The 24,822-nt window shown below is 51.0% G+C and carries 22 protein-coding genes; 6 read left to right on the forward strand and 16 right to left on the reverse strand.

Annotated elements, in window-relative coordinates:
• Positions 1–94: 94 nt before the first annotated feature.
• The gene (locus ACF8PK_RS14900) at positions 95–1,942 is read right to left on the reverse strand and encodes an ABC transporter ATP-binding protein (protein ID WP_004727339.1); all 1,848 of its coding nucleotides are present in this window, start codon (positions 1,940–1,942) and stop codon (positions 95–97) included.
• Positions 1,943–2,279: 337 nt separating this feature from the next.
• Positions 2,280–4,274 carry a glycogen debranching protein GlgX gene (glgX, locus tag ACF8PK_RS14905; RefSeq protein WP_038151754.1) on the reverse strand — a complete coding sequence of 665 codons (1,995 nt, stop codon included), beginning with the start codon at positions 4,272–4,274 and terminating at the stop codon, positions 2,280–2,282.
• Positions 4,275–4,714: 440 nt separating this feature from the next.
• Between glgX and ACF8PK_RS14910 the strand changes: the two genes are divergently transcribed.
• From ACF8PK_RS14910 to ACF8PK_RS14920, 3 genes are all read left to right on the forward strand, one after another.
• Positions 4,715–6,022 carry a carbohydrate porin gene (locus tag ACF8PK_RS14910; protein WP_154179422.1) on the forward strand — a complete coding sequence of 436 codons (1,308 nt, stop codon included), beginning with the start codon at positions 4,715–4,717 and terminating at the stop codon, positions 6,020–6,022.
• A gap of 76 nt (positions 6,023–6,098) precedes the next feature.
• A complete protein-coding gene (locus tag ACF8PK_RS14915) occupies positions 6,099–6,929 on the forward strand; it encodes a MalM family protein (RefSeq protein WP_004727336.1) in 831 nt (276 codons plus the stop codon).
• A gap of 186 nt (positions 6,930–7,115) precedes the next feature.
• Positions 7,116–8,279, forward strand: a complete 1,164-nt coding sequence (locus ACF8PK_RS14920; protein WP_143680097.1) for a tetratricopeptide repeat protein — start codon at positions 7,116–7,118, stop codon at positions 8,277–8,279.
• Between the two features lie 74 nt (positions 8,280–8,353).
• Here the strand turns inward: ACF8PK_RS14920 and sstT are convergent, their stop codons facing one another.
• The 6 genes from sstT to ACF8PK_RS14950 form a co-directional block, all read right to left on the reverse strand.
• Complete coding sequence (gene sstT, locus ACF8PK_RS14925) at positions 8,354–9,571, reverse strand: serine/threonine transporter SstT (RefSeq protein ID WP_004727334.1); 1,218 nt, start codon at positions 9,569–9,571, stop codon at positions 8,354–8,356.
• 237 nt (positions 9,572–9,808) lie between these two features.
• The gene (gene rsgA / locus ACF8PK_RS14930) at positions 9,809–10,849 is read right to left on the reverse strand and encodes a ribosome small subunit-dependent GTPase A (protein ID WP_041943289.1); all 1,041 of its coding nucleotides are present in this window, start codon (positions 10,847–10,849) and stop codon (positions 9,809–9,811) included.
• Positions 10,850–11,149: 300 nt separating this feature from the next.
• Positions 11,150–11,593, reverse strand: coding sequence for a copper chaperone PCu(A)C (locus tag ACF8PK_RS14935; RefSeq protein ID WP_392442062.1), 444 nt, complete (start codon positions 11,591–11,593; stop codon positions 11,150–11,152).
• A 4-nt stretch (positions 11,594–11,597) separates the two neighbouring features.
• Positions 11,598–12,194, reverse strand: coding sequence for an SCO family protein (locus tag ACF8PK_RS14940; protein ID WP_143679787.1), 597 nt, complete (start codon positions 12,192–12,194; stop codon positions 11,598–11,600).
• Positions 12,191–12,619 (reverse strand): hypothetical protein, encoded by a 429-nt coding sequence (locus tag ACF8PK_RS14945; RefSeq protein WP_143679788.1) that lies wholly within the window; start codon positions 12,617–12,619, stop codon positions 12,191–12,193. The genes ACF8PK_RS14940 and ACF8PK_RS14945 overlap by 4 nt, the downstream gene beginning before the upstream one ends.
• 189 nt (positions 12,620–12,808) lie before the next feature.
• A complete protein-coding gene (locus tag ACF8PK_RS14950) occupies positions 12,809–13,729 on the reverse strand; it encodes a DUF368 domain-containing protein (RefSeq protein WP_004727329.1) in 921 nt (306 codons plus the stop codon).
• 580 nt (positions 13,730–14,309) lie between these two features.
• Here ACF8PK_RS14950 and gltS point away from each other — a divergent pair.
• Positions 14,310–15,536: a sodium/glutamate symporter gene (gene gltS / locus ACF8PK_RS14955; RefSeq protein ID WP_004727328.1), complete on the forward strand. Its 1,227-nt coding sequence runs from the start codon at positions 14,310–14,312 to the stop codon at positions 15,534–15,536.
• 80 nt (positions 15,537–15,616) lie between these two features.
• Here gltS and ACF8PK_RS14960 read toward each other — a convergent pair whose 3' ends face one another.
• The gene (locus tag ACF8PK_RS14960) at positions 15,617–16,366 is read right to left on the reverse strand and encodes a flagellar brake protein (RefSeq protein ID WP_014257908.1); all 750 of its coding nucleotides are present in this window, start codon (positions 16,364–16,366) and stop codon (positions 15,617–15,619) included.
• A gap of 134 nt (positions 16,367–16,500) precedes the next feature.
• Here ACF8PK_RS14960 and ACF8PK_RS14965 point away from each other — a divergent pair, with 134 nt between their 5' ends.
• Positions 16,501–16,785 carry a GNAT family N-acetyltransferase gene (locus tag ACF8PK_RS14965; RefSeq protein WP_154179412.1) on the forward strand — a complete coding sequence of 95 codons (285 nt, stop codon included), beginning with the start codon at positions 16,501–16,503 and terminating at the stop codon, positions 16,783–16,785.
• Here ACF8PK_RS14965 and ACF8PK_RS14970 read toward each other — a convergent pair.
• The 3 genes from ACF8PK_RS14970 to ACF8PK_RS14980 all read right to left on the reverse strand — a co-directional run bounded on the left by ACF8PK_RS14970 (position 16,776) and on the right by ACF8PK_RS14980 (position 18,608).
• Entirely contained in the window at positions 16,776–16,961 is a 186-nt protein-coding gene (locus tag ACF8PK_RS14970) for a hypothetical protein (protein WP_154179410.1), read from the reverse strand. The genes ACF8PK_RS14965 and ACF8PK_RS14970 overlap by 10 nt on opposite strands.
• Before the next feature lie 71 nt (positions 16,962–17,032).
• Positions 17,033–17,524 (reverse strand): GNAT family N-acetyltransferase, encoded by a 492-nt coding sequence (locus ACF8PK_RS14975; RefSeq protein ID WP_014257911.1) that lies wholly within the window; start codon positions 17,522–17,524, stop codon positions 17,033–17,035.
• Positions 17,525–17,639: 115 nt separating this feature from the next.
• Positions 17,640–18,608 carry an endonuclease/exonuclease/phosphatase family protein gene (locus ACF8PK_RS14980; RefSeq protein WP_392442065.1) on the reverse strand — a complete coding sequence of 323 codons (969 nt, stop codon included), beginning with the start codon at positions 18,606–18,608 and terminating at the stop codon, positions 17,640–17,642.
• 141 nt (positions 18,609–18,749) lie between these two features.
• Here ACF8PK_RS14980 and ACF8PK_RS14985 point away from each other — a divergent pair, with 141 nt between their 5' ends.
• The gene (locus ACF8PK_RS14985) at positions 18,750–19,925 is read left to right on the forward strand and encodes an MFS transporter (RefSeq protein WP_392442067.1); all 1,176 of its coding nucleotides are present in this window, start codon (positions 18,750–18,752) and stop codon (positions 19,923–19,925) included.
• Positions 19,926–19,976: 51 nt separating this feature from the next.
• Here the strand turns inward: ACF8PK_RS14985 and ACF8PK_RS14990 are convergent, their stop codons facing one another.
• From ACF8PK_RS14990 to ACF8PK_RS15005, 4 genes are all read right to left on the reverse strand, one after another.
• Positions 19,977–21,107, reverse strand: a complete 1,131-nt coding sequence (locus ACF8PK_RS14990) for an HlyD family secretion protein (protein ID WP_392442069.1) — start codon at positions 21,105–21,107, stop codon at positions 19,977–19,979.
• Positions 21,107–21,484: a DUF3302 domain-containing protein gene (locus tag ACF8PK_RS14995; protein WP_014257914.1), complete on the reverse strand. Its 378-nt coding sequence runs from the start codon at positions 21,482–21,484 to the stop codon at positions 21,107–21,109. Before ACF8PK_RS14995 ends, ACF8PK_RS14990 begins: the two co-directional genes overlap by 1 nt.
• A 209-nt stretch (positions 21,485–21,693) precedes the next feature.
• On the reverse strand, positions 21,694–23,274 hold the full coding sequence (locus ACF8PK_RS15000) for a diguanylate cyclase (RefSeq protein WP_172562731.1): 1,581 nt from the start codon (positions 23,272–23,274) through the stop codon (positions 21,694–21,696).
• On the reverse strand, positions 23,255–24,742 hold the full coding sequence (locus tag ACF8PK_RS15005; RefSeq protein WP_004727317.1) for a hypothetical protein: 1,488 nt from the start codon (positions 24,740–24,742) through the stop codon (positions 23,255–23,257). Before ACF8PK_RS15005 ends, ACF8PK_RS15000 begins: the two co-directional genes overlap by 20 nt.
• Between the last annotated feature and the right edge of the window lie 80 nt (positions 24,743–24,822).

Raw genomic sequence — 24,822 nt, forward strand, 5'->3', positions numbered from 1 at the left:
AAAAACGTTGAGGTTGATTAAAAGAAAAGTGAGCGGAATTTTAAGAGAAATTGCGCGCAGGGAAAAGAGCCGGAGCGAGGCTCCGGCATTTTGCTTAGGCGACGTTGATGTCGTCGTCGCAGCCAATAAACCCACCGGTCTGATGCGCCCACAAATGGGCGTAGATGCCATTTTGGTCGATCAGCTGTTGGTGCGTGCCTTGCTCGACGATTTGGCCTTTGTCGAGCACGATCAAACGATCCATGGCGGCGATGGTCGACAAACGGTGCGCAATCGCAATCACGGTTTTGCCTTGCATCAGCTCATTCAGGCTCTCTTGAATTGCCGCTTCGACTTCAGAGTCGAGCGCTGAGGTCGCTTCATCCAGCACCAGCAGCGGCGCATCTTTGAGCAGCACGCGCGAAATCGCGATGCGTTGGCGTTGGCCGCCAGACAGTTTTACGCCGCGTTCTCCCACTTGTGCATCGTACCCGACGTTGCCGTAAGGGTCGGTCAGCGTTTCGATAAACTCGTGCGCGTGTGCTTGCTTGGTCGCGCGCAACACGTCGTCTTCCGACGCATTGGGGTTGCTGTACAAAATGTTGTCGCGAATTGAGCGGTGCAGCAGCGAAGTATCTTGTGTCACCATGCCGATTTCACTGCGCAGTGAATCTTGAGTCACCTGTGAGATGTCTTGGCCATCAATGCGGATGGTGCCGCTTTCCACGTCATGAAAACGCAGCAGCAGATTGACCAGCGTCGATTTACCCGCACCGGAACGGCCAACCAGCCCCACTTTTTCGCCGGGGTGGATAGTCAAATTCAGATGGTTGATGACCCCTTTGTTTTCACCGTAGTGGAAACTGACGTCCTCAAATTCAATCGCGCCAGTGGTCACTTGCAGCGCTTTGGCGTTGGGTTGGTCTTGAATGGTGATCGGCTTGGAGAGCATGTTCATGCCATCGACCACGGTGCCCATGTTTTCAAACAGGCCGCCGACTTCCCACATGATCCATTTCGACATGCCGTTGATGCGTAGCGCTAAACTGATGGCAATCGCAATCGCACCAATGGTGATCGCGCTGGTCATCCACAAATAAATCGACATCGCCGCAATGGTGAATACCAAGAGGTAGTTCGCCACTTCGACCCAGATGTTAAACCCGGTCACCAAGCGCATTTGGCGGTACACGGTATCGAGAAAGCTCTCCATGCCTTCTTCGGCGTAGTCGGTTTCTCGGCGACTGTGCGAGAACAGTTTCACGGTCGCAATATTGGTGTAACTGTCGACAATGCGGCCCGTCATTAACGAGCGCGCATCGGCTTGTTCTGCCGACACTTGTTTGAGCTTCGGCACAAAGCGCACTTGAATCGCAATATAGGCCGCGAGCCATAGCAGCATGGGCATCATTAAACGCCAATCTGCTTGCGCCAGCATCACCACCATGGCGGTGAAATAGACCGCGACATAAACGAAGACATCTAGGGTTTTCATTACCGTTTCGCGCACAGACAGCGCAGTTTGCATCACTTTGGTGGCGATGCGTCCGGCAAATTCATCCTGATAGAACGACAAACTTTGTCGCAGCAGGTAGCGGTGTGCCAACCAGCGAATCGACATCGGATAGTTGCCAAGCATGGTTTGGTGGATCAGTAACGAGTAGATCGACACCAGCACCGGCATCCCCACCAACAGTAGCAATGACAGCCCAATCAACGTGTTCCGGTTCTCTTCGAGAAACGTGTCCGGGTTGCTGGTGGAGAGCCAGTCGACCAGTTGGCCCATAAAACCAAACAACGACACTTCGATGATGGCAATGGTGGTGCTGAGCAGCGCCATGATCAACAGCGGCTTCTCGTACCCTTTGGTGTAGTGACGGCAGAATGCCCACAGCGTGTTGGGTGGGCGCTGGGGTTCATCTTGGGGGAAAGCCTTGGTAAAGCTTTCAAACTTCTTATACATGCAGCATCCTTTATGGTGTCCCGTTCTTTGTACGTGTGATGGTGTTGATTCGTGCCATGGCTTTACTGCGCCAAGGCGGTTGCCTTGACCGAAAGCCACCGCAAGGGCGATAAGCCCGGGCACGAACGCGCGTTGTTGGGGTTGATGTGAGGTGAACGGGTAAATGGCGAAAGCAATGCGGCTACTTAAATATGCAACTGATTGTTTCGCGAGCTGTGGCTAGTATAACCTGAACTGATGAAAATATGCGCATTGGAATTGAGATTCGATGACAACGCGGTAAACCGTGTGGTCACGACGGCATAAAAAAACACCGCGGATGCGGTGTTTTGAATGATTACGCGGTTCCTTTGGCCGGTCGGGCGCGGCATTTTTTCTTCGGCTGATAATGCAAAATGGTCATCGAGACCGGCAATTGCAGCACTTCGCCTTCGGCATGATCTGGTTGCATGTTGCGCATGTTGGTATCACAGATCACGTGCCAATCCTGCGCTCGATCATTGGGCAAGGTAAAACGCGCGGGCGCGTTGGTTTGGTTGATCAGATACAACAGCTCTTGGCCATCTTCACCAATCCCAATGTGCAGCGCCACGGAACACAAGCGGTTCCAATCGTCATGCTCCATCAAGCTGCCGTCGACACGACGCCAGAAAATGCGGTTGAAGTTCCGCTCTTCGCCACTGAAGGCGCGAATAAACGGCACCATGTACGTTTGACGCGCCGCGACCATCTCTGCCAGCCAGGTTTTGAAGTCGGATTTACGCTCTGATGTGCTCCAATCCAGCCAACTGATGTCGTTGTCCTGACAGTAGGCGTTGTTATTGCCTTGCTGCGTGTGTGAGAGCACATCGGCGGTGAGAATGTGCGGAATACCGAACGCAAACAACAAACTGGCCATGAAGTTGCGCTTTTGACGTTCGCGAATGGTGCGCACCACCATGTTGTCGGTTTCCCCTTCCACACCGTAGTTGTCGGAGCGGTTGTCACCGTGACCGTCGCGGTTTTGCTCACCATTGGCTTCGTTGTGTTTGTGCTTGTACGACACCAAATCTTGCAGCGTGAAACCGTCGTGGTAGGTGATGTAGTTGACCGTCAGTTTGTACGGCCAGTTCGCTGCGCTGTAGAGATCGCGTGAGCCCATTAAGCGTGTGGCAAACTCTTTTAAATAGCCTTGATCACCGCGCCAGAAGCTGCGTGTGATGTCGCGCAATTTGTCGTTGGTTTCGTTCCAACCAAACGGGAAGTTGCCCACTTGATACCCGTTCGGGCCAATGTCCCAAGGTTCTGCAATCAGCTTCACCTGACGCAGCACCGGGTCTTGTGCCACGGCTTTAAAGAACGCCGCGTCTTGGCTGAAATCGTCACCGATTCGGCCCAATGTTGCCGCCAAATCAAAACGGAAACCATCGATGTGATATTCACTCACCCAGTAACGTAAGGTGTCCATCACCAAGTTTAACGACGCTTGGTAAGACAAATCGAGCGTGTTCCCACAGCCGGTAAAATTGGCGAAATGGGACCCATGTTGCAGGTAATAGTGTGGATCGAGCGCTTTCAGGTTGAAAATTGGCCCATCTTCCCCGCCTTCGGCGGTGTGGTTGTAGACCACATCCAGAATCACTTCGATGCCCTGTTTGTGCAGCTCACGAATGGTGGTTTTGAGTTCCGTGACCGCATCGTGTTGCGCATAACGTGGATCGGGGGCCATGAACACATACGGGTTGTAACCCCAATAGTTCACCTTGCCCATTTCCAGCAGATGTGGTTCGTGCATACAGGCCGCGATTGGCAGCAATTGCAGCGTGTTGATGTGCTGCTCACGATAAAACGCCAACATCGATTCGCTCACTAAGCCAAGGTAAGTGCCTTGCAGTGCGTCGTCGACATCCGGGTTTTTCTTCGTGACACCTTTTACGTGGGTTTCAAACAGCACCATCTCTTCCCGTGGACGCAGGGGTTTTGGCGTGTCTTGCCAATCAAATTCAGGGTCGATCACCACGCATTTGGCGAGGTCAAAACTACTGGCCGCATCAAACGGAACGTCATAAGTCAGGCTTTGATCCAATGCTTTCGCATACGGATCGGACAGGTACAGCAGTTCATCTTGGTGATGAATGATAAATCCGTATTTTTGCCCAGCTTTCACGCCTTCAATGTAGGTGTGCTGAATACCGGCATATTCCCCGTCGAGCGGGTGAGTTTCATAACTGCCATCGGCATGAAACAGCGCCAAAAGCAGGTCCTTATTTGCTGGTGCATACACAGCAAAATTGCATCCATTTGGATCAAGTGTTGCACCTAAAGGGTACGGGCGAGAGCAGGTTGTTTTCATCGTAAGCAGTCGTTTTTGTTATTGAGTCAGCAGTAACCACCGTTTTAAGTAAAAGGCTTTGCCCGACTTAGGTCAAGAGCCCTGTCACAAAATTTTTCATGTAATTTTCTTTCATTTTTATGACGTTATTGCGTTGAAATAGTGATCAATTATGCATTTTGTATTCCATATGCTCGGAAGTGAACAAGCGCCTCCCCCTCGAATCCGTGATCGAGGCTTTAAAAACACCATACGGTAAAATATCTACGCCTTTCTCATCCCCCCCCAATATTTTAGGGGTGGAGGAAGTCAGCATTGCCCAATTTCAGTAGTCTTAACAGTGTTGAAACAACTGGGGATTCGTCCCATCTTACCTCTCTTTTTGACAGTATCTTATTTCTGCCTTTTAGGATGAAACAGAGAGAGAGGGCGAGATTAATACACCCTAAATGGAGTTTATAATGAGAAAAGTAAGTGTAATTGCTGCCGCAGTGGTTGCGTCTTTGGCTGCTGGCTCCAGCTTTGCTGAAGACAAAGTAAATCAAGGTTGGCAAATTAATGGATACGGCCATTTACTGTATAACGCAGGTCAATCTTTAGCCCTAAATGAATCGTATGAACATCGTCGCGATTACCGTGCGGCTGGTGCTTCATTTTCTGGTAACCCAAACCAAGTTGAATTTACGGTCACTCGTGGTGATAACTACGACAATGGCGCTTGGTCTAAATATGTTCTGAAGACTGAATACGGCAACAACGAAGGTAGCGGCCGTGGTTTCTATACTTCATCTTCAGGTAGTGAAGGTTTTGGTGAATCAGGTCAACTTGAGTTTAAAGAAGCTTACGTTGAACTGGGCGATCTTTCTTACTTCCCAGAAGGCTTGAGCATTTGGGCTGGTAAACGTTACCTAAACCGTCAAGCTGGTATCATTACTAAAGAATTCTGGAAACAATCTTCTGGTGTTGGTGGCGGTATTCAGTACAAAGATATGGGTATTGCTGTTGTCTCTGCAGATGCTGGTGATAGCTACAACTCAAAACTGGGCAATGTTGACGCCAATGGCAGCAGTACTACATTGACCTCGGTTGACCTGTACTACTACGGTGTGGAAGCGCTGAGCGGCCGCTTTGACTTTGACGCGAAAATCATGTCGCGTAAAAACGTAGACGAAGATAACACGGCGAAAGATGGCTACGGTCTGGCTGTAACTTATTCTCGTGACTACTACGGTCTGGATGGTTGGACAACCACAGCACTGACTTACGGTTCAGGTATTGCGTCAACTAAAGGTGTGAACTTTGGTCAATGGAACGGCGGTTGGGATAAAGACGATGAGTCTATTTTCTTGACCTCTTACGGTGTTCTGAACGTGACCGATAACCTACAAATTGGTACCGAGTTGGTGTACTGGAAACTGTACAACGACACGAAAGACCAAGTTTGGGGTTCTGAGGATGGCGTAGATCGTTTCTTCTTTGGTGCGACACCATCGTACAAATTCAACGAGAACTTCCGTCTAGAAACCACGCTGACTTACGCAGTAGAAAGCTTGGGTAACGGTTCGGATTGGGGTCGTGAAAAAGCAGACACCAGTTTCTACACCGCGACGATTGCACCAGTATTCACTGTGAACGCGGATTACTTTGGTCGTCCACAAATCAAACCTTACGTTACTTACATGAAATCAAGTGAAGATAACTACGGTTGGAGCAACGATGCAAAAGGCGACGAAACTCGCTTTGGTGTTGAAGCCGAGATTTGGTTCTAAGTTGTTAGCCTAATTTACTGTTACTATTTGAAGGCAGTCACCAGACTGCCTTTTGTTTTGATATAGGATTCGATCAATGAAGAAAATGTGGGTACTCGCTCTGAGTGTTGCTGGTTTGATGGGCTGTACATCATCGAACGAACCTAATAGTTACGTAGATGTAAATCAGACGGATGTTTGTTGTGAGTCCCTGAGTGGCGCGCCTTGGGCGGCATTAGAACTCAACGAAGATTTGAACTTTGGTTTAGATGCCAGTTCACCAGTATGGCAGTTTGATACGGGCAAAAGCTACTTTGCTGCGTTTCAGTTTGCTGATCGCTCCGGCAATGTTGACGTTCGTATTCGTAGTGTGATGCAAGAGGGACGCGTACTGAAACCTGCGGTTCAGTTGCTAGATACCAGCTTTAACGTTGTGCGCACGATCTCCTCGGATCAATTTAAAACCCTTTTTTCTGATGCGCTTTCCCGCAACCGATTTGAAATCGAGCTCAGCGTGAATGCAAAACAAACGCCTTATCTCGTGATTTATAGCGAGACCAATGCATTGGGTGAAAAAGTCACCGTTCCTCATCCAGCGAAGCTACGCGCCGAGCAATCGGGTGATCCACTGCCTATCGTCACTGACCCGACTTATGCAACCTCATCCAGTGGTCAACTTGAGCTCAAGGTAGAGACTAAAACCATGGTTGGTGGCTTTGCGTCAGCGCATCTAAAGAGCAACGTGCCAGTGCAACCTGTGACGGTCCAACCAGACACCAAAGCCTATTACTTCTCAACCATCGAAAAAGCGGTGGCCGCCAACGACATTCCGAAAGCACTGAGCTTGTTGGATGAAGCCAAAGCGTTGGGGATTGAAGGGGCACAAGAAGTCTTTGTCAAAGCGGTGAACCGTAAATCGGCGCAATAAGCCTGTCTGATTGAAACGCGCCGTGTAGCACAATTCTTGTTGCGAACGATTTTGTAAGTACCGCACTTCGTCAGGAGTGCGGTACTATTGTTTTTATCTGGAGACAAACTGTAACGTCTGGTGAGAATTAAGTTTTTGCTATTTCAGCCGATACAGTCACAAAGACTGAGTTAAGAACCTTATTTGATGAATACTATTGGGATTGCGATCGGGGCAACAGGGTTGTCACTGATTCTGATATTTGTGTGGATGATTTCGCTGTCTGTTCGCAAGAAGAGACTCGAAGCGGAAAAGAAAGCCCGCGAAGAAGCCTATCGCAAAGCACTGGAACGCCAGCGCGATCAAGAGCGTAAAGAGCGTCTGTACAAGGCGGAGTCCGGTCATGTGCCGACGATGCTTTACCTGGCCAAAGAGGCCGAGCGGACCAACCTTCGAGAAGCGCTATTCTGGTACGAAAAAGCAGCACATAACGACAACATTACCGGCATGTACGGGATTGTGCGCATTTGCCAACGGATTCGTGATGATGTGATCCTCAAGGAAAAAGCCAAATTCTGGCAGAACTGCATTCAGGGTCAGGAAGGGGATCTGGCGGCGAAGTATGAAACGGGTCGTGCGTTGGTGTATGGCCGTGGGATTGAAGTGGATGTGTCGAAAGGCATTGCCATGATTCAAGATGCGGCAGAAGACAAATATATCGATGCCATGATGTTTATGGGCGACTGGTGTGTCTCCAAAGACAACATCGCGCCAGCGCCGGGCGATTCGACCTATTGGTATTCCAAAGCTGCAAAACTCAACAGCTTGGAAGGCATGATGAAACTGGGCATCAACTACATCAAAGGTGTGGGCGTCGCTGCAGATTTCCTCAAAGGGGTGTACTGGCTCGAACGCGCCAGTGAGAAAGGGTATGCAGAAGCGATGTACTGCGCTGGTGAAGCGTGGATTGATCGCGGGGCCAATGGCAACGCGATTGCCTACATCTGGCTGTTTCTTTCGGCTTACTTTGGTTACGAGCCCGCGAAAGTGCTGCGTGACCAAGTGGGCGGGCGCATCGGCGTGGATTCAGTGGTCGGGCTGCAATCGCTGGCGAAACCTCTGCAACAAAAAATTCGTTCGGGGACGGTCAGTAAACACGCGATTATTCGTGCGCTGAACAAGCTCTACAAACGGGGCGTGCCGGTGCCGAAAAAAGGGGAATCGATGCAAGATGATGAGATTGCTGATAGCGCCAGTGATGGCATTTTCGATGAGTTGGATGGCGGCATGATGGCAGAGCCAGCCGCTCAGCCGACGGAAGAGAAACCCGCGCCGTTAAACTTCTCACAGACCTCGATGGATAAACACTGATGGCCTAATACGAACCACCAGAGACAAAAAAAAGCCCCGACATGTCGGGGCTTTTTTGATCGCCTAAGACGCGCTTAAGCGGAAGGTTTGTGTTGTGATTGGCAAACGGCTGCCGTAAACACCACGTCGGTTGAGCTGTTCAGCGCGGTTTCTGCCGAGTCCTGAATCACACCGATAATAAAGCCAACCGCTACGACTTGCATCGCCACGTCGTTTGAAATACCAAACAGGCCACACGCCAGCGGAATCAGCAGGAGAGAGCCACCCGCAACGCCTGATGCGCCACACGCAGAGACTGCCGCGACCACGCTCAGGAGTAGTGCAGTCAGCAGGTCGATTTGAATGCCCATGGTGTGAACCGCCGCCAGCGTCAGTACGGTGATGGTGATTGCTGCGCCTGCCATGTTGATGGTTGCACCCAGAGGGATAGATACGGAATACGTGTCTTCATCCAGCTTCAGTTTTTCACACAGCGCCATGTTCACAGGAATGTTCGCTGCACTTGAACGGGTGAAGAATGCCGTGACGCCACTTTCACGCAGGCATTGGAAAACCAGTGGGTATGGGTTGGTGCGTGTTTTGACATAAACAATGATTGGGTTCACGACCAGTGCAATGATCGCCATCGCGCCCAGTAGGACCGCAAGCAGTTGTGCGTAGCCAGCCAGTGCATCAAAACCGGTGGTTGCAAAGGTTGATGCAACCAAGCCGAAGATACCAAATGGCGCCAAACGAATGATGAAACGCACGATTTGTGAAACGCCGTGGCTCAGATCTTCGAACACGGCTTTGGTGGTCGCAGATGCATGGTGCAGTGCCAAACCTAGGCCGACCGCCCACGCCAGAATACCGATGTAGTTGGCAGACATCAGCGCGTTCACTGGGTTATCAACCAGTTTGAACAGCAGGGTTTGCAGAACTTCTGCGATGCCTTGAGGCGGCGTTGCGCCTTCAGCACCAGCAACTAACGTCAGGGTCGTCGGGAACAGGAAGCTCAGTACCACGGCAGTCAGCGCAGCGGTAAAGGTGCCAAAAAGGTAGAGTACGACGATAGGACGCATGTAAGTGTGTTGGTTTTTCTTTTGGTTGGCGATAGACGCCGCCACCAGAATAAAGACCAGAATTGGTGCGACTGCTTTCAGTGCACCCACGAAAAGGCTTCCGAGTAGCCCAGCACTTTGCGCAGTATCCGGCGCGGCAACCGCCAGCACAGCACCAAGAATGATACCTGCTAGGATCTGCAGCACGAGATTACCACGAGCAAAACGGGCAAAAATATTGTTGCTTTGCATAGTTATCCCTGTAATGAATATATGATTCGATTTGTAGTTATTTCAGTGGATATCACTGAATAAGGCCAATATTAACGTGACGGGATAATGTGTCTAGGATTAATTGATAGTTAGAACAAAAAATTACCAGATATGTTGAAATGCAACGCATTTTAGAGTTGATGTTAAAAATATGTAGCGAATGGGTTTGAAAACAGAGGGCGAATATTCACCCTCTATTGGGTTAATACGCAGTTTTTATGACTGCTTGATTATCTGTGCATGACGAACCATTTTGCTGAAGCGGCGATGTCTTGCGTGCCGCTCGGCAATGGTCTCGCTGTTATAGAGCTGTTCTGCGAGTAATTTCTGATAATTTCTCAATCGTCTCGCATCCAATTCTCCGGTTTCGAGCGCGCGCTGAACGGCACATCCCGGTTCAGACTGGTGTTGGCAATCACCGAAGCGGCACTGCTGCGCAAGTGATGCGACATCGGCAAAGGTTTCTGCAACACCGTGTTCACAATCAGCAATTTGTAGCTCACGCATGCCCGGTGTATCGAGCAACAGTGCGCCCCCCGGCATCGGTAACAAGAAGCGTGCGGTGGTGGTGTGACGTCCTTTGCTGTCTTGTTCGCGTATGCCACCGGTGCTCTGGATGGTTTCGCCCATCAAGGTGTTGACCAATGTCGACTTCCCGACGCCGGATGAGCCCATGACAGCGACCGTACTGCCGGTTTTGCACCATGCATGCAGCACCTGGCAACTGTCGTGGTCGAGTGCGTTGATGGTTTCGACATTGAGCAGCGGGCTGAGCGCTTGTACGTCGCGGCGCTTCGCTTCGCCATCGGTGCATAAATCTGCTTTCGTCAGCACGATAACTGGCTCAACTTGGGCTTCTCGTGCCAGCGCCAGATAACGCTCGATGCGGCTGAGATTAAAGTCCTGATTGAGTGAGGAGACGATAAACAACGTATCGACGTTGGCCGCTATCAACTGCTCATAGGCGCGGCTGCCGGCCGCTTTGCGCCGAAACAGCGATTGGCGGTCTAACAAGCGCACAAACTGCTGGTTGCTATCGATCAAAATCCAATCGCCGACCGTCATCGCGGGAAGTTTCGCGTGAATGTCGAGATGAAATTCTCCGTGCTCGCTCCAGCAAACATAACCGCTGCGATGGTGCGCGGCGATGCGGGCGAAAACAGTATGCTCGATCTCTTCCAAGCTCAGTTGTTGTTGGAATACAGGTCGCCACCCTAACTGTGGCAGTGAGAGAGTATGTGTATTGATTAAACTCATTTGGTTACCCCAGACAGACGCAAAAACGCTGCCTTGAACGCATGAAATATCGCTAGGGTCGAAATGGTATTGTGTGACCCCGGTTAAGAACACCGGGCAATTCTAGGGAAGGAAAGGTGAGCTATTGGGTTACGCTTTCTTCACTGAACTTGCGCGGTGGTGAGTGATTACAATCATTAAAATCCTCCAAATATTGAGTGGGCTGAATGCGCAGACATCATAGCAAAAGAGATGGGGAATCCCATCTCTTTTTGATCAGGCTGCGACTTTCGCCACAGGTTGATAAGGTTGTGCCAAACATCAGTGATGTTGCATACCGTTCATGACTTTTTTCACTGGCGCAGTAAACGACTGTTGCTCCCCGTTTTTAAAGGTCAGTTGAACCTCAATGGCTTCGCCTTCGTGGAACGGTTGTTTCAGGTCGAACAGCATGATGTGAAAACTGCCCGGTTGTAGCGTCAGTGAACCGTGCGCAGGCAGGGTGAAGGCTTCCACTTGACGCATTTTCATGACGTCTCCGTCTTTGAGCACATCGTGCAATTCCACTTTTCCGGCTGCTGGCGTTGAGGCTGCCACAATGTAGCGCGCGTGGTCGCCAGTGTTGGAGAGTTCAGCAAAGACTGCGCTGGTGGGCGCATTGGGCGGTGTGGCGCGCGCATACGGGTGATGCACCATGACGTCGGATTGCGCGTAACTCAGCGGGCTGAGAAACAGACTGGCCAACACAACAGCTTTCAATTTCATGTCACTATCCTTTTGATGTATTTATTGTTTTTTTAATTGCATCCACGATCGGAGCTGGGTTTTGGGTATGTGGTACTTTGGTGATGAGCGTGCCGTCTGGTTGAAGGAAGTAAAAATAGGAGCTGTGGTCCAAGGTGTATTTCAACTCAGAGTTCGGCAATTCGGTTTTGCGGAAAATCACGCCGTAGCGGTGAGCCAGTGCAGTGGTCACGTCTAAGGGCGCTGACAAACCTTCAATCATGGGGTGGAAATAGTGCGCGTAGGTCGCTGACGCTTGTGCGTTGTCCCGTTCCGGATCGAGTGATACAAACATCGGGCGCACTTGGCTTTGCGTGTCGGCATCCAGTTCATTGAGCGCGCCAGCCAGCATGGCCAGAGACGTTGGGCAGACATCTGGGCAACGGGTAAAGCCAAAATAGACAATGCGAATGCGTGGGTCGTTGGCGTCAAAGATATTCACGGCTTGGTTGTCTTGGCCGAACAGGGTGACCGTGGGTGAATCGGCGAGGTTCGTCGGCTCAGGTTGCGCGTCAAGGTAGCTTTTGAAACCAAAGCCAAGTACGAACGCGACCACCAGAATCAGGGACCAGTTTTTACTCATCGTTGCATCCTTATCGCGGGATAAACTGTGGTGTGTCCATCGGTCAGCGTGCCAACCCAAGTCATGTGGGCGGTGGTGCAGACCGGCAACATCAAATCAGCGCCGAAACGTCCATCATCACGGCGTTTCAAGACAAACTTGGTTTGGCCCATGTCCATTTCAAGCCCTTCTAGGGTTAACAACAAGGTGTCTTGCGCGGCGTTGGGCCAATCGACTTCAAGCGGTGTTGCGACCAATGGATGAGCGGTATCGTGAGCGAGTGTCATGCCCACGCCGTTTTGATCGCAGCGCTGCGTTGAGAGCGCACAATAGCGGCTCAGGTCTTTGGGAGGCGGGTCAGCCTGAAAATAACCAATCAGATCGTTGGCGAAAAAGCCGGCCAGCAGTGCGGCAATTACCACCATCAAACGAAATGTTCTGCGCATAGATCTTCCTCATCACGCCGCAGCTGGGCTGCGTGCAAAGGGTTTCGAGCGATCATCGGCTCGGAATCAAGAAAGCGGCATGGTAGCACAAGGGAGGATCAGCGGTTGTGAGCGAACGAGAAAACTGTGCTGGCAGTCATGTAAACAAAAAAGGTGGCCGAAGCCACCTGAGATTGAGTGATATACGTATTAGACGTCGTGCGTTTTGGCAAATCGTTCCAGCCCCAGCACCAGCAGGATGGCACACAGCATCAACACAATGGCGATGCCGAGGTGAGCCGGTTGTGACGTCACGGCCTCAAAATTAAATGGGCTCAGGTTGTGTTCAACCAACGGCACTTGTTCGCCGTGTGAGTTCACGCGCCAGCTAATGGTCTCTTTCCACGGCCAGATCTTCGGCAGCGTGCCCAGCATGAGGCCCGTTAGGAATGCCAGCGTCACGTCGCGGTAGTGCTTGAGTAGCCAAGACAGCACATGAGAAAAACTCAGCAAACCGATCACACAGCCCAGTAGAAACAGGCTCAGCACATCGATTTGTAAAGATTTCACCGCGCCAAGGACCGGCGTGTACATGCCTATCAGCAGGAGAATGAAGCTGCCTGAAATGCCGGGCAGGATCATCGCGCAGATGGCAATGCCGCCCGCAATAAGAATGTTCAGGCTGGTAAATTCCATGTTCAGCGGTTTTAACACCGTGATTGCGTAGGCAAAAGCCACTCCGAGTATGAGAAAGGCCCAGCGAGATAATGTCCTGTGCTCAATCTGTTTGAGGATGTGGTACACCGACACCAGAATCAAACCAAAGAAAAACGACCAGATAGGAATCGGGTGCGTCACCAGTAGCCACGAGATCAGCTTAGCGAGGGTGAGAATGCTGGTGAATATGCCGCCAAACAGCGCAATCAGAAAACCACCATTGATGTGACGAAACGCGGCGGCGAATCCTTCCTGTTTCCACAAGCGAAGCAGGCTTGGGTTGATACGACGAATGCTTTCCAGCAGCGTGTCATACACACCCGTGATGAAAGCAATCGTACCGCCAGACACGCCCGGAACGACGTCTGCGGCGCCCATCGCGATGCCTTTCAAAAACGTACTCAAGTAATTCATTGAAAACCTTAATTGGGACCAACTGAAGCGGGGATTATACCGAAAAATGGCTGCTGAATCCGATCGAACAATGAGGATTGGCAAAAATTTAATACAAGGTTGCTCAGCATGTGGTTGAGTATCAGAATGCGCCGAATTGCAAATTGCAATTCGTAAAATGCAAAAATATTGTCGGTGTTTTATCAGAATTTGTGCTATTCCGCCCAAAATAGCGCTTTGCAAGATGGCACGGTTAATGCATAATTCATCTCGACCCTTCTTAAAGCCGAGGGTCACCTAGCCAACTGACGTTGTTAGTGAATAGATACTTGTTCACATCATACATAAGCCAATCGCCGTTTTGCGATTGGCTCTTTTTTTTCTGGTTAGGTATTATGTCTCCCTTCACCTCCTCACACTGACTCATTTAGCTCAGTGAACAAGCTCTCATTTCAACATTGACACAGAGACGTGACGTAAAGTCACACCTAAGAGGTTTCTTTCGACGACACGGGTATGGTCGTTTATCAGAGCATGGCGCAGGTTGCCATCGCTTGTAGCTCATTAAGGAAGATGAGTGTGGATATACATTTGAGGTTATATGAATCACATTATCTCCGTCGGCACGCTGGAATCATTCCTGATCGCCATTAGCGTGTTATTTTTGGGGCATTTTATTAATGCCAAACTGCCGGTTTTAACCAAATTCAACATTCCTGAGCCCATCGTTGGCGGTTTGATTGTCGCCATTTTGATTACCGTGCTGCATTTCAATGGCATTGAGTTGGAATTCTCTTTACCGCTGCAGAACACGTTTATGCTGATGTTTTTCAGCACGGTGGGATTGGCCGCGAACTACACACAACTGGTGAAAGGCGGCGCGAAAGTGCTGGTGTTCCTGGCCGTTGCATCGTTCTTTATCATCATTCAAAACGGCGTGGGTGTGACGCTCGCGACCGCATTGGGGCTCGATCCGTTGATGGGCCTGATCGCCGGTTCCATTACGTTATCGGGTGGTCACGGCACGGGCGCGGCTTGGTCGCAAACGTTCAGTGAAAACTACGGGTTGGACCATTCACTGGAAATCGCCATGGCATCGGCCACCTTCGGCTTGATTGTGGGCGGTTTGATTGGCAGCCCGGTGGCGAAAAAGCTGATCGACAAGCACAACTTTGAATCGGAATATGGTCGCGGCACGCAGGCGCACAGTCGCTTCCCTGAGTTGGTGACATACAACGAGTACGAAGAAGACAAAGTGACCTCGAAGAAGGTGATTGAAGTGCTGTTTGTGCTGCTGATTTGTGTCACCGGCGCGCAGTATCTGGAAGGATGGGTCGAGTCATTTCATATCAGTTGGTTAATGATTCCAGACTTTGTCTACGCGCTGTTTATTGGCGTGTTCATCACCAACCTGCTGCAAGTGACCAAGGTGCACAAGCTGGATACGGACACGGTCGATATTCTCGGCACCGTGTCGTTGTCACTCTTTTTGGCGATGGCATTGATGAGTCTGAAGCTGTGGAACATTTTTGATTTGGCCATCCCTTTCCTGGTGATCTTGGCCGTTCAGTCGGTCGTGCTGGGTATTTTTGCTTACTTCGTGACTTTTAAAGTGATGGGGTCGAACTACGATGCGGCGGTGATTTCTGGCGGCCACTGCGGTTTTGGCTTGGGGGCCACACCGACCGCGGTGATGAACATGGGATCGCTGGTGAACCGTTATGGCCCGTCGCCACAGGCCTTCATGGTGGTGCCTATTGTGGGCGCGTTCTTCATCGACATCGTGAATCTGATTATTTTACAAGGTTACATTTCGTTTATCGGCTAACCCAACCCGAACCAAAAGGCTCTGCAATGCAGAGCCTTTTTTATGATTCACAGTTGCCGAATACGGCGAAAGGCAGAGTGTTATTCCACGTTCAGCGTCAGTTTGGTGCCGTTGAACTTCAATTGACCAAGCAGGTTTTTGGCGTTGGTTTTGCCTTGGTCGGTAAACTCCAACCCGTAGCGCGCGTAATGAATGGAGCGCTGTAAGTTACAGATGCGCCCGACCAAGGGCTCGAAAATTTTGCTGCCACGTTTGTCGGCGAAGATTTCAATCGAAACCTGATCGCCCACCTGGTACGAACGGCCGAGCGGCGCCGTAATAAATCGACAACCACTTTTCGACAGATCGCGCACTTCACATTCCGATTTACGCTCGCCTTGATTCACTTTACCTGACAAGTTCACTTCATAACGCGGCTCTTTGCGTAGTTGCGTGACTTGCATGGTGTTTGGAATGGAAAGCATTGCCAAGGTGATCGGTTCGTGCATGATATGTAAAAGCTGACTGCGGAAATGAATCATTGCCCCTTCACCGCGGGGTGAAATCGCACGGACGTTAATCCAAAAGCCCTCTTGAAAGAAGTAGGTGAGGTCTTCGCTGGAGACCTGTGGCATTTCAATCAGCAGGTAGGTGTCAGAGTGGGTGCCGATGAATGGCGTTTTGCAGATAAATTTGGTGCCGACGGGAGTGGTAATGCTCAGTGTCAGTTCACTGCCGTGTTCGACCATCGCCAAAGCGTCGGTGCTATTGAGGGTCGAAATAGTTTTGTGGCGTGAGCTCACCTTGGAACCGTTGGGGTCGTGCTGAGTAGCCACTGACTGTGAACGCATGTCTCTCTCCGTATAACGTACTGCTTTATTTTTTGTTTTTCCTGCAGATTCAGCGATTTTATGACTACATACGGCGAGTTTCAATTCAGTTTTGCCATAATTTATTTGAGTTAATTATCAAATTTGGAGTAAGAATGAAAGAACAAGTGATACAAGATGCACAGCAGCAATGCTTCAAAGTGCATTTGGAAGGGGACGAGTATGCGCTGGTACACTATGAATTGGCGCCTGGCGTCATGACGATTACGTCCACGCGCGTGCCAGAGCGTTTACAAGGCAAAGGGTATGGCAAAGTGATGATGGAAACGGTGTTGCCCCTGATTGAGCAGCAAGGCTTGACCATCGTGCCGCAGTGCAGCTACGTGGATCACTATTTGACGCGCCACCCGCAGTGGCAGCATCTACGTCATCAATCTTGAGCGCGGTCTGCCTGATCGCCTGCGTCCGTTAAGGGACAGCCTAAATCGGGCGGTGATTGGTGCAAGCGCTCGGGATGAGCGTGTAGTGCGTCAATCAATTCACGCTCGCGCTGAGCAAAATAAATGTTCTCTGCGGCTTGGCCGCGTAAACGCATCATGTCGACAAAATCCATCATTGCCACTCCTTACGTCCATCTAGGTAAGTATAGTGGCAAATGATGGGGTGAGCGCGCGCTGGCGCGTGGGATTACGCGTTTATGCGAGCCATGTAGTAGGTGCTGATGAATTCGCCCTCGCGAAACACCGAATACTTGGCTTCCCCTTCAATTTCAAAGCCAAATTTTTTGTAACAGGCGATCGCTTTGGCGTTGTCACTGTTGACTTCGATTTGCACGCGTTTGATGTTGAGCCAGTTGTCGGCGAGGTTCAGCACGGTCTCAATCAGCTTGCTGCCAATGCCGTGGCCGTGAAATTCATCATGTACGCCAATACCAAAACTGGCGCAGTGTGCGGTTCTTTCCCGTTGCGAGACTTGCATGCCGATGTTGCCGACCACACGGCCATCGACTTCCGCGACAAAACTAAAGACACCTTCTGGCATGGTTTCCAGTCGTTTTTGCCACATCGCGACGGTTGGGTGCGGCAATTGCAAGGTTTCGCGCTGTGCTTTGGGTTGGGCGTAAATATCGCATAAAGCGCGTGCGTCACTGACTTCTGTGGGTCTGATTAAAATCTCCATGCTGTCCTTCTTTTTATCCGTTATTTTTTAATCAATCTAACTATTTCATGAACAAATGAAAAGCAGGGAATGAGCTTCAGGCGTGATATTCAGGATCGCGATTCAGGGTCATTATTCAGGAGAGATGGTCGAGTGATTTGGCACATTCGACTGTGACCGAGACCAACGCGTGATCGCTGGCAAAACGGTCGGTGTCGAAATGGGGGTTGATCAGGTGTTGGTCTTCAACATGGTAATCGCTCACGAGGGCGACGGGGTAATCAGCGTCGCAACTAAACTCGCTCGACAGCAAAATGTAGTCCAACACTTGGCCGGCAGCGCCAGTGTAGTGGGTCGGTTGGCGCTGGTCGTCGCCACTGTGGCTAAACAGCGTCCAGCTGTCCAACAGATGATAAGGAATCAGAGGACGACAGGTTTCCGGTTGACGAAAACGGTGCGTGGCACGCAGCGCGGCAAACTCCATGCTGCTCAAAACCTGATTGAAATCGCCCATCAAGACGACTGGATGTTGACGTTGCTGTTTGCGCTGGACGATGGCCTGATGCAGCAAATGCGCTTCCTGACCTCGTTGCATTGCCGATTGCCAGCGCCCCTGCAATTCCTGCTGCCACGCATCGACCAAGGTGTCGCCGATCGGTTCATGAAGCATCGGACGCTGCGACTTAAAGTGCACCACATACACATCCACCTGCCCCAGTGCAGGATGATTGAGCGTTGCACGCAGTGGTTTGCGATGAAAATGAAACCCGTCCAGCGATGTCTCGACGGCGGCCACCTCGCTGAGTGGAAAGCGCGATGCAATGCCCACCACCGGCGAGGAATAGATGTAGTCGTCACTGACGTGTGGCGTGTCGATGACCTCGAAATAGGGGTAGCCCAGCGCCGCCACTTGATCGCGCAAGGCGTGCGGACTGAACACTTCTTGAAAGCCGATGACATCGGCGTTTAGTGCGGTCAGTTTTTGGCTCAGCCAGCGCTGTTTTTGTTGCCATTGCGTCTGCTCATAAATGTTGTTGAACTCATAAAACGCGTTCGGCGGTGCAAGGTAGTTGAATAAATTGGCGGTGGCGAAACGAACCTGCATAAAAACCTCGGGGTTGACTCATCCAGCCTATGCTGCCGTGCAGACGATAGGTTGGAAAAGCGGGATGTGTTACAAAAGGTTACACCGGACCTAAGTTTGGGTAAACTGGCGTTCTGATGAACAAGGATGATAATAATTCTCATGGAAGCAAAGAACTGGCGTACGCCGCAAAACTTTCTGCTGATCATTTCCATTATTGTGCCAATTGCATTTTCAAGCTGGATGGCACTGCTCAACAATTTCGTGATCGAGAAAGCGCATTTTGACGGTGCGGATATTGGGTTGCTGCAAAGCGTGCGGGAAATCCCAGGCTTTTTGTCGTTTACCGCAGTGTTTGTGCTGTTGTTTATTCGTGAGCAACGCTTCTTGGTGCTTGCGCTGGGCATGCTCACGATTGGCACGGCGATCACCGGCTTTTTCCCCTCATTGGTTGGCTTGCTGCTCACCACGCTGTTGATGTCGACGGGGTTTCACTACTTTGAAACGCTCAAGCAATCTTTGTCATTGCAATGGCTGAAAAAAGAAGAAGCGCCGGAGATGCTGGGCAAGCTGATCTCCGTGGGGGCTTTGGCGTCGTTGCTGACGTATGGCGCGCTGTGGATCATGCTGGAGCAATTGCATCTCAGTTTTCAATGGGTTTACGGCATCTCAGGGGGCGTGGCGTTCGCGCTGGTGGTCTTGCTGGCGTTTGCGTTTCCAGAGTTCAAATCAGAAACGCCGCAAAATAAGAAACTGGTGCTGAGAAAACGTTACTGGCTTTACTATGCGTTGACCTTCATGAGTGGGGCTCGCCGCCAGATTTTCACGGTTTTTGCTGGGTTTCTGATGGTAGAAAAGTTTGGCTATTCAGCGGCCGACATCACCTTACTGTTTCTGATTAACTACGTATTCAACTTCTTGTTTGCCAAACGCATTGGCCGTTTCATTGGCGTGGTGGGCGAGCGCAAAGCATTGATGTTTGAGTATGTGGGGCTGATTTTTGTGTTTGTTGGCTACGGTTTGGTGACCGATGCCCATTGGGCTGCCGGGCTGTATGTGGTCGATCATCTATTTTTTGCTTTGGCGTTGGCGATCAAAACCTACTTCCAAAAGATTGCCGATCCGGCTGATATGGCCTCGACCGCGGGTGTGGCGTTTACCATCAACCACATTGCGGCGGTGGTGATCCCTGTGAGTTTCGGTCTGCTTTGGTTGGTGTCGCCTGCTGCGGTGTTTTATATCGGGGCGGGTATGGCGGGCGTGTCGCTGCTGCTGTCGCTCAACATTCCAAGGCAACCTGAAGAAGGCAATGAAGTGCGCGTGTTGCGCTGGAGTTGAAGCCTCGCGCAATCAAAAACCGCCGAAGTTCGGCGGTTTTTTTCGTCAGGACTAATGATCCAGATACAGGTAGTTTTGCCAGCTTTTCATGCGAATTAACACTTTGCGCATGACGGAGATGTGCTCAAAGGTATCCGAGTAAACGGCAATTTCTGCGTTGGTGCCGAGTGGGAGATGGTATTCACTCATGTCATCGGTGATGCGCAGTTTCACCAAGACGCGCCCCTGCGTATTGAGTGCTTGTGTCCCTAGGAGTGAACCACGGGCCTGAATCTGGCCTTCTGCGATGGCCGGAATCACTTCGACCACTTCTCCTTTGAACACTTTGCCCGGCAGTGCGCGGAACAAAAACTCTGCGTCAAACCCCGGGTACAAGCGTTGCAGCGAGTTTTGGCGGAAAGCGCCGACGTAGAACTTTTCTTCGGTATGAATGAAGGTCATCACCGGTGCCAATGGCAGCGGCACTGCCATCATGCCCGGGCGAAGCGCCAGTTGGGTCACATAGCCATCGGTTGGGGCACGAACCACGGTTTCGCTCAGATTAAACTCCGCTTGAACCAACTCTGCTCGAATGTGCGCGACGGTGGTGTTTTCCCCATCAATTTGCGATTCAAAGGCCAGCTTGGCTTCGTTTTCAAATGCTTGAGCCGCCTCATAACCGGCTTGCGCCCCTTTGTACGCTTGGCGGGTGGTGTCGACTTGTTGCGCGGTAAATGCACCGCGTTTAAAGCCCTTTTCGTAACGTGCGAACTCGCGCTGCGCTTTATCACGTTCAGCCTGCGCTTTGACTGTGGCAGCGGTGGCTTGTTTGTATTCCGCTTCCAGTCTCAACACATCTTGTTCTGCGGCGGCGAGCGCTGATTGTTTCTGAATGACGGCGGCTTCAAACGGAATGGGATCGATTTTGAACAAAATGTCGCCTTTGCGCAGTGGCGTGTTGGGTTCCACGTCGACCTCAATCACTTTGCCGCGCACACTCGAAACAATCGGCGTGGTGTTGTACACCTGACCACCAATGGCGGTGAAGGGGTGGTTGTAGTTCATCAGTAAAATCAGGGTGCCGATCAGCACCACACCACCGAGTACCGCTGTGGGGACAGTCCATTTGTTGAGGGGAATCTTAAAAATTTTAAAGATCGCCACACACAGGGCGGTGTAGGTCAAAATGAGTAACAGATCCATCAGCGTTGCTCCTCATTGGGTTCGGCTTTGGCGGCTGTTGGCGCGGATTGTTTGAGCGCTGCCACTTCGGCTTTGAGCGTGTTGATTTCATCAATCAGTTCATCAACGCGGTGATGAATGTCGTGCTGCTCTTCTTGTAATTGGGCAAACCCCCAGCCGCGGTCTTTGCGCCATAACGTGGCCCAAATCCATAAGAACGGCCATAACACGTGCAGCGTGAACAGGCTTACCCAGCCGGACACATGAATGGCGTCTTGGTGGGGGTGGCCTCGTTCTTTGGCGATCTCATACGGAATGTCATGAATGACAATGATGCTGTAGAAGATAACCAAGGCAACAAAGATCAATAACCCGAGGGCAAAATAATCTAAAAACATGGTGAAGTCCTTGTAACCAAGTGAAGTGATTTGGCGTTAGTTTTTACATAACGCTTTATTTATATTAAACAAGTTTCCATTACTCCTCGGAATATAATGCACTTGAGGAGAGGAGATTGGCCGTGATTTTGGCCGTGGATCACGTTTTGTGGCGCGGCACATTAAAGCAGCACATTAAGGCTGTGCTGCTCTTGGCAAGGGACGAAGGGTTATTCGGTACAGACCTGATTGCGGCCGTTGGCTTTGGCTCGGTAGAGCGCTTTATCGGCGCGGTAGAAGGTACGCTGCGTATTTTCGCCATCGCGATGCAGTGTGACGCCCACACTCACAGTGAGGCCGCGTTCGCCGAGAATGTCTTGCCAATCGAATTGGTAGATACGCTCACGGAAGGCGTCGGCGTGCGTTGCGGCTTGCTCGAGCGTGGCATGTTCTAAAATCACCAAGAACTCTTCACCGCCAAAGCGAACGCAGGACGTGCCGCGAAAACGGAAGTAACGGGCAATCTCGTTGGACACATTGACGATCGCTTTGTCGCCGACCAGATGGCTTAGTTCATCGTTGATGGATTTAAAGTGGTCGATGTCCACCACCAGAAACGCGAATGATGTTTCATTTAGCAGCAAATCTTTGAGTTTGACATCCAACCAGCGGCGGTTGTGCAGCTTGGTGAGTGGGTCAGTGAACACATCTTGCTGTAACTGCGCCACGGTGTTCTTTTGATTCTCGGTGGTTTCTTTGAGCTCGCGATTTTCCAGCTCCGACAAGATCAGTTTCAATTGCAGCTCAAAGCGTGCCAGCCGGCGTAACTGAGTCGCACCCAGCTCGCTGATCGGAATTCGTTTCATCAAATCCGATTCAATGCGAAAGCCTTTCTTTTCGTAGTTCAGCGCGGTGCGATACAAGCCTTGGCGTTCACACACATCGCTGAACGCTTCGTACAGATGCTTTTCCAACATCGGCGCGACCAACTTCGGTAAACGCTTTTCGGTCGACTCCAGAATGAAGTTGGAAAAATGCGGCTTGTTGAGCGCGATTAAGCAGTAGGCTTTTTCGATGCGAATCATGTTCGACAGCCAGCTTGAGTGCACATTCCCCAGTGTAAATTGCACGTTGCCTAACATCGACAGCGCTTGTTCTAGCTTGCCTTGTTCACGGTAGAGCTTGGCTTGATAAAGCAGAATTTGCCCGGTCAAGGTTTTGTCGCTGACCAAAATACTCAGCTCTTCGCACTCTTTGACCAAATCGTTGGCCGCGGTAAAGCGGCGCAGGTGCAGATAGCAGGCGAGCATGTAAAGTTTGTAGCGCAGGCGCAGTGAACGACTGGAGATGGCGTGATCGATGCTGTCGATTTTTTGGTAGTAGCGCAGGGCGCGATTGTGATCGCCATAAGCGTCACACAAGTTACCCATGCCAAGCACGGCCAGCACGTAATCATCGATGTAGCCTTGTTCGACTGCAATGTTTGACGCTGAAATGTATTCAGTGAGCGCTGCGTTGTAGTCGCCTTGCTCCATCAAGCGTTCGCTGAGGCTGTTTTTCAACGACAGAATCAGTTCATAAGATGTACTGCCAAGCAGCAGTTGCAGCGCCGCGCGCAGCTCTTCGATACTGGTTGACAGTTGGTTCAGTTCGGCGCGGTATTCCGCACTGAACGTAAGGCTGAGCGCTTTTTCTTCCGCGGTTGAAGCCACGTGCTGGCGGACATGATCCCAGAAAATAATCGCTTCTTCACCGGACACGGACGTGGCATCAAGCCCGGCATCTTGAATCTTATTGAGTAGAGCTTCCATACGACTCTTCCTGTGGTGACATCTCTTCGAGTTGTTCGAGGGTAAACGGGAAACTCAGAATACTGTGCAGCGTCACGATGGGCTGTTCGCCGCTCAGCCCTTTGCGTTGCCACGGATAAATCGCGAGCATGTTGAGTAGCGTTTGATAGACCTGCTGGGCTGCGTCGTCTTTTTCGGCCAGCAGCAGCCCCAAACGTTGGCTGCTGAGGCGAGAGAGTAAATCTTGGGACGCGCACAGCGAATGCACTAGCTCGGTACAGACATCGAGAAAGTGGGCGTCATGGTGCTGAATGACAATCACGGAATGGGTGGCGTGTTGCAGCTCGGCTTTAAACTGCACCATTTGTTCCCACCAATAGGTTTCAGACACCACATTCGACAGGTGCTTTTCCGGATCGTATTCGTGTTGCGCGCGAACGCGGTTGATCAGCTTACGGGCACGTTGTTCCAGTTGGCGCTTTGACGCTCGGGCTTTATCCAAACCGGCACGAATGGTTTGTTCACGTAGCATGGCGGTCGAAAATTGGCGGTATTTGCGAAAGGCGGCCAGCGCCGCGCGAAAATCCCCTTGTTCTTCTGCCACGCGTGATTGTTGGTAGCAAATTTGCGATAGCAATTCGCCATTATCAAACTTGTCGGCAGAGGCTTCAGCGAGTTGCAGCAGTTCGGTCGCGTGATCGAGGTTTTTGCGCAGCAGTTCCAGCCGTGCTCGGCTGATAAATGAGTGGGCTTTCATCCACACCAAATCGTGTTTCACCGCCAACTCGTGCGCGCGCTGGGTGGCTTCTTCCGCATCGCTGAGGCGCTCTAACCCCAGCAGTGCAAGGCCGCGAAAATCCCACACTTCGGCTTGCCAAGTGCGATCGGGATGGCCGCGTAACGCTTCTTCGGCCCCATCAAGTACCGTGAGCATTTCAACGTATTGGTTGAGCAGGTAGAGATCCCATGCCCACAAAATTCGCGCTTTGCCTTCCAGCCAGTGAATGCGCGTGTTATTGGCCACTTTCACCGCCAGCTCGTGAGTCGCACCCGCCAGTTTGTGTTCGTTGGTGATGCGCCACACGTTACCAAGACCAATCAAACATTCGATCAGAATTTCGTTTTCTTCCACCAACGCGGCTTGTTCCAGTGCATTGATCCAGAATTGCTGCGCAGAATAATACTTGGCTTGCCCCCAAAAATGCAGAGCATGTACATGAAGAATTTCCGGCAGGTAATCGTCGGTTTCGAGGCTGTTTTGGTAGGTAAAGGCTTGTTTGATGGTTTTGAGGCCAGCGCGGTAATCCATATCACACCACAGACAGCGTGACATGATGATCAGCGATTGCAGAATACCGTCAGAAAACTCGATTTGTTTGGCCCGCGTTAAGCATTGCTCCGCCACCGCTAGCACTTGCTGCGGTTCAGACTCGATGCGGTGCCGAAGTTGGTCAATTTCAAGTTTAAGTAGGTACTGGCTTTTATCCAAACTGCATGATCCTTGGCTTTGCGGCTCTGAATGACAGCTTCATTATATGGAGCCGTTCGGTTTTCGCACTCATTACAGCA

This window comes from Vibrio sp. CJQ_6 (assembly GCF_043106745.1).
In the GTDB taxonomy this organism is placed as follows: domain Bacteria; phylum Pseudomonadota; class Gammaproteobacteria; order Enterobacterales; family Vibrionaceae; genus Vibrio; species Vibrio furnissii.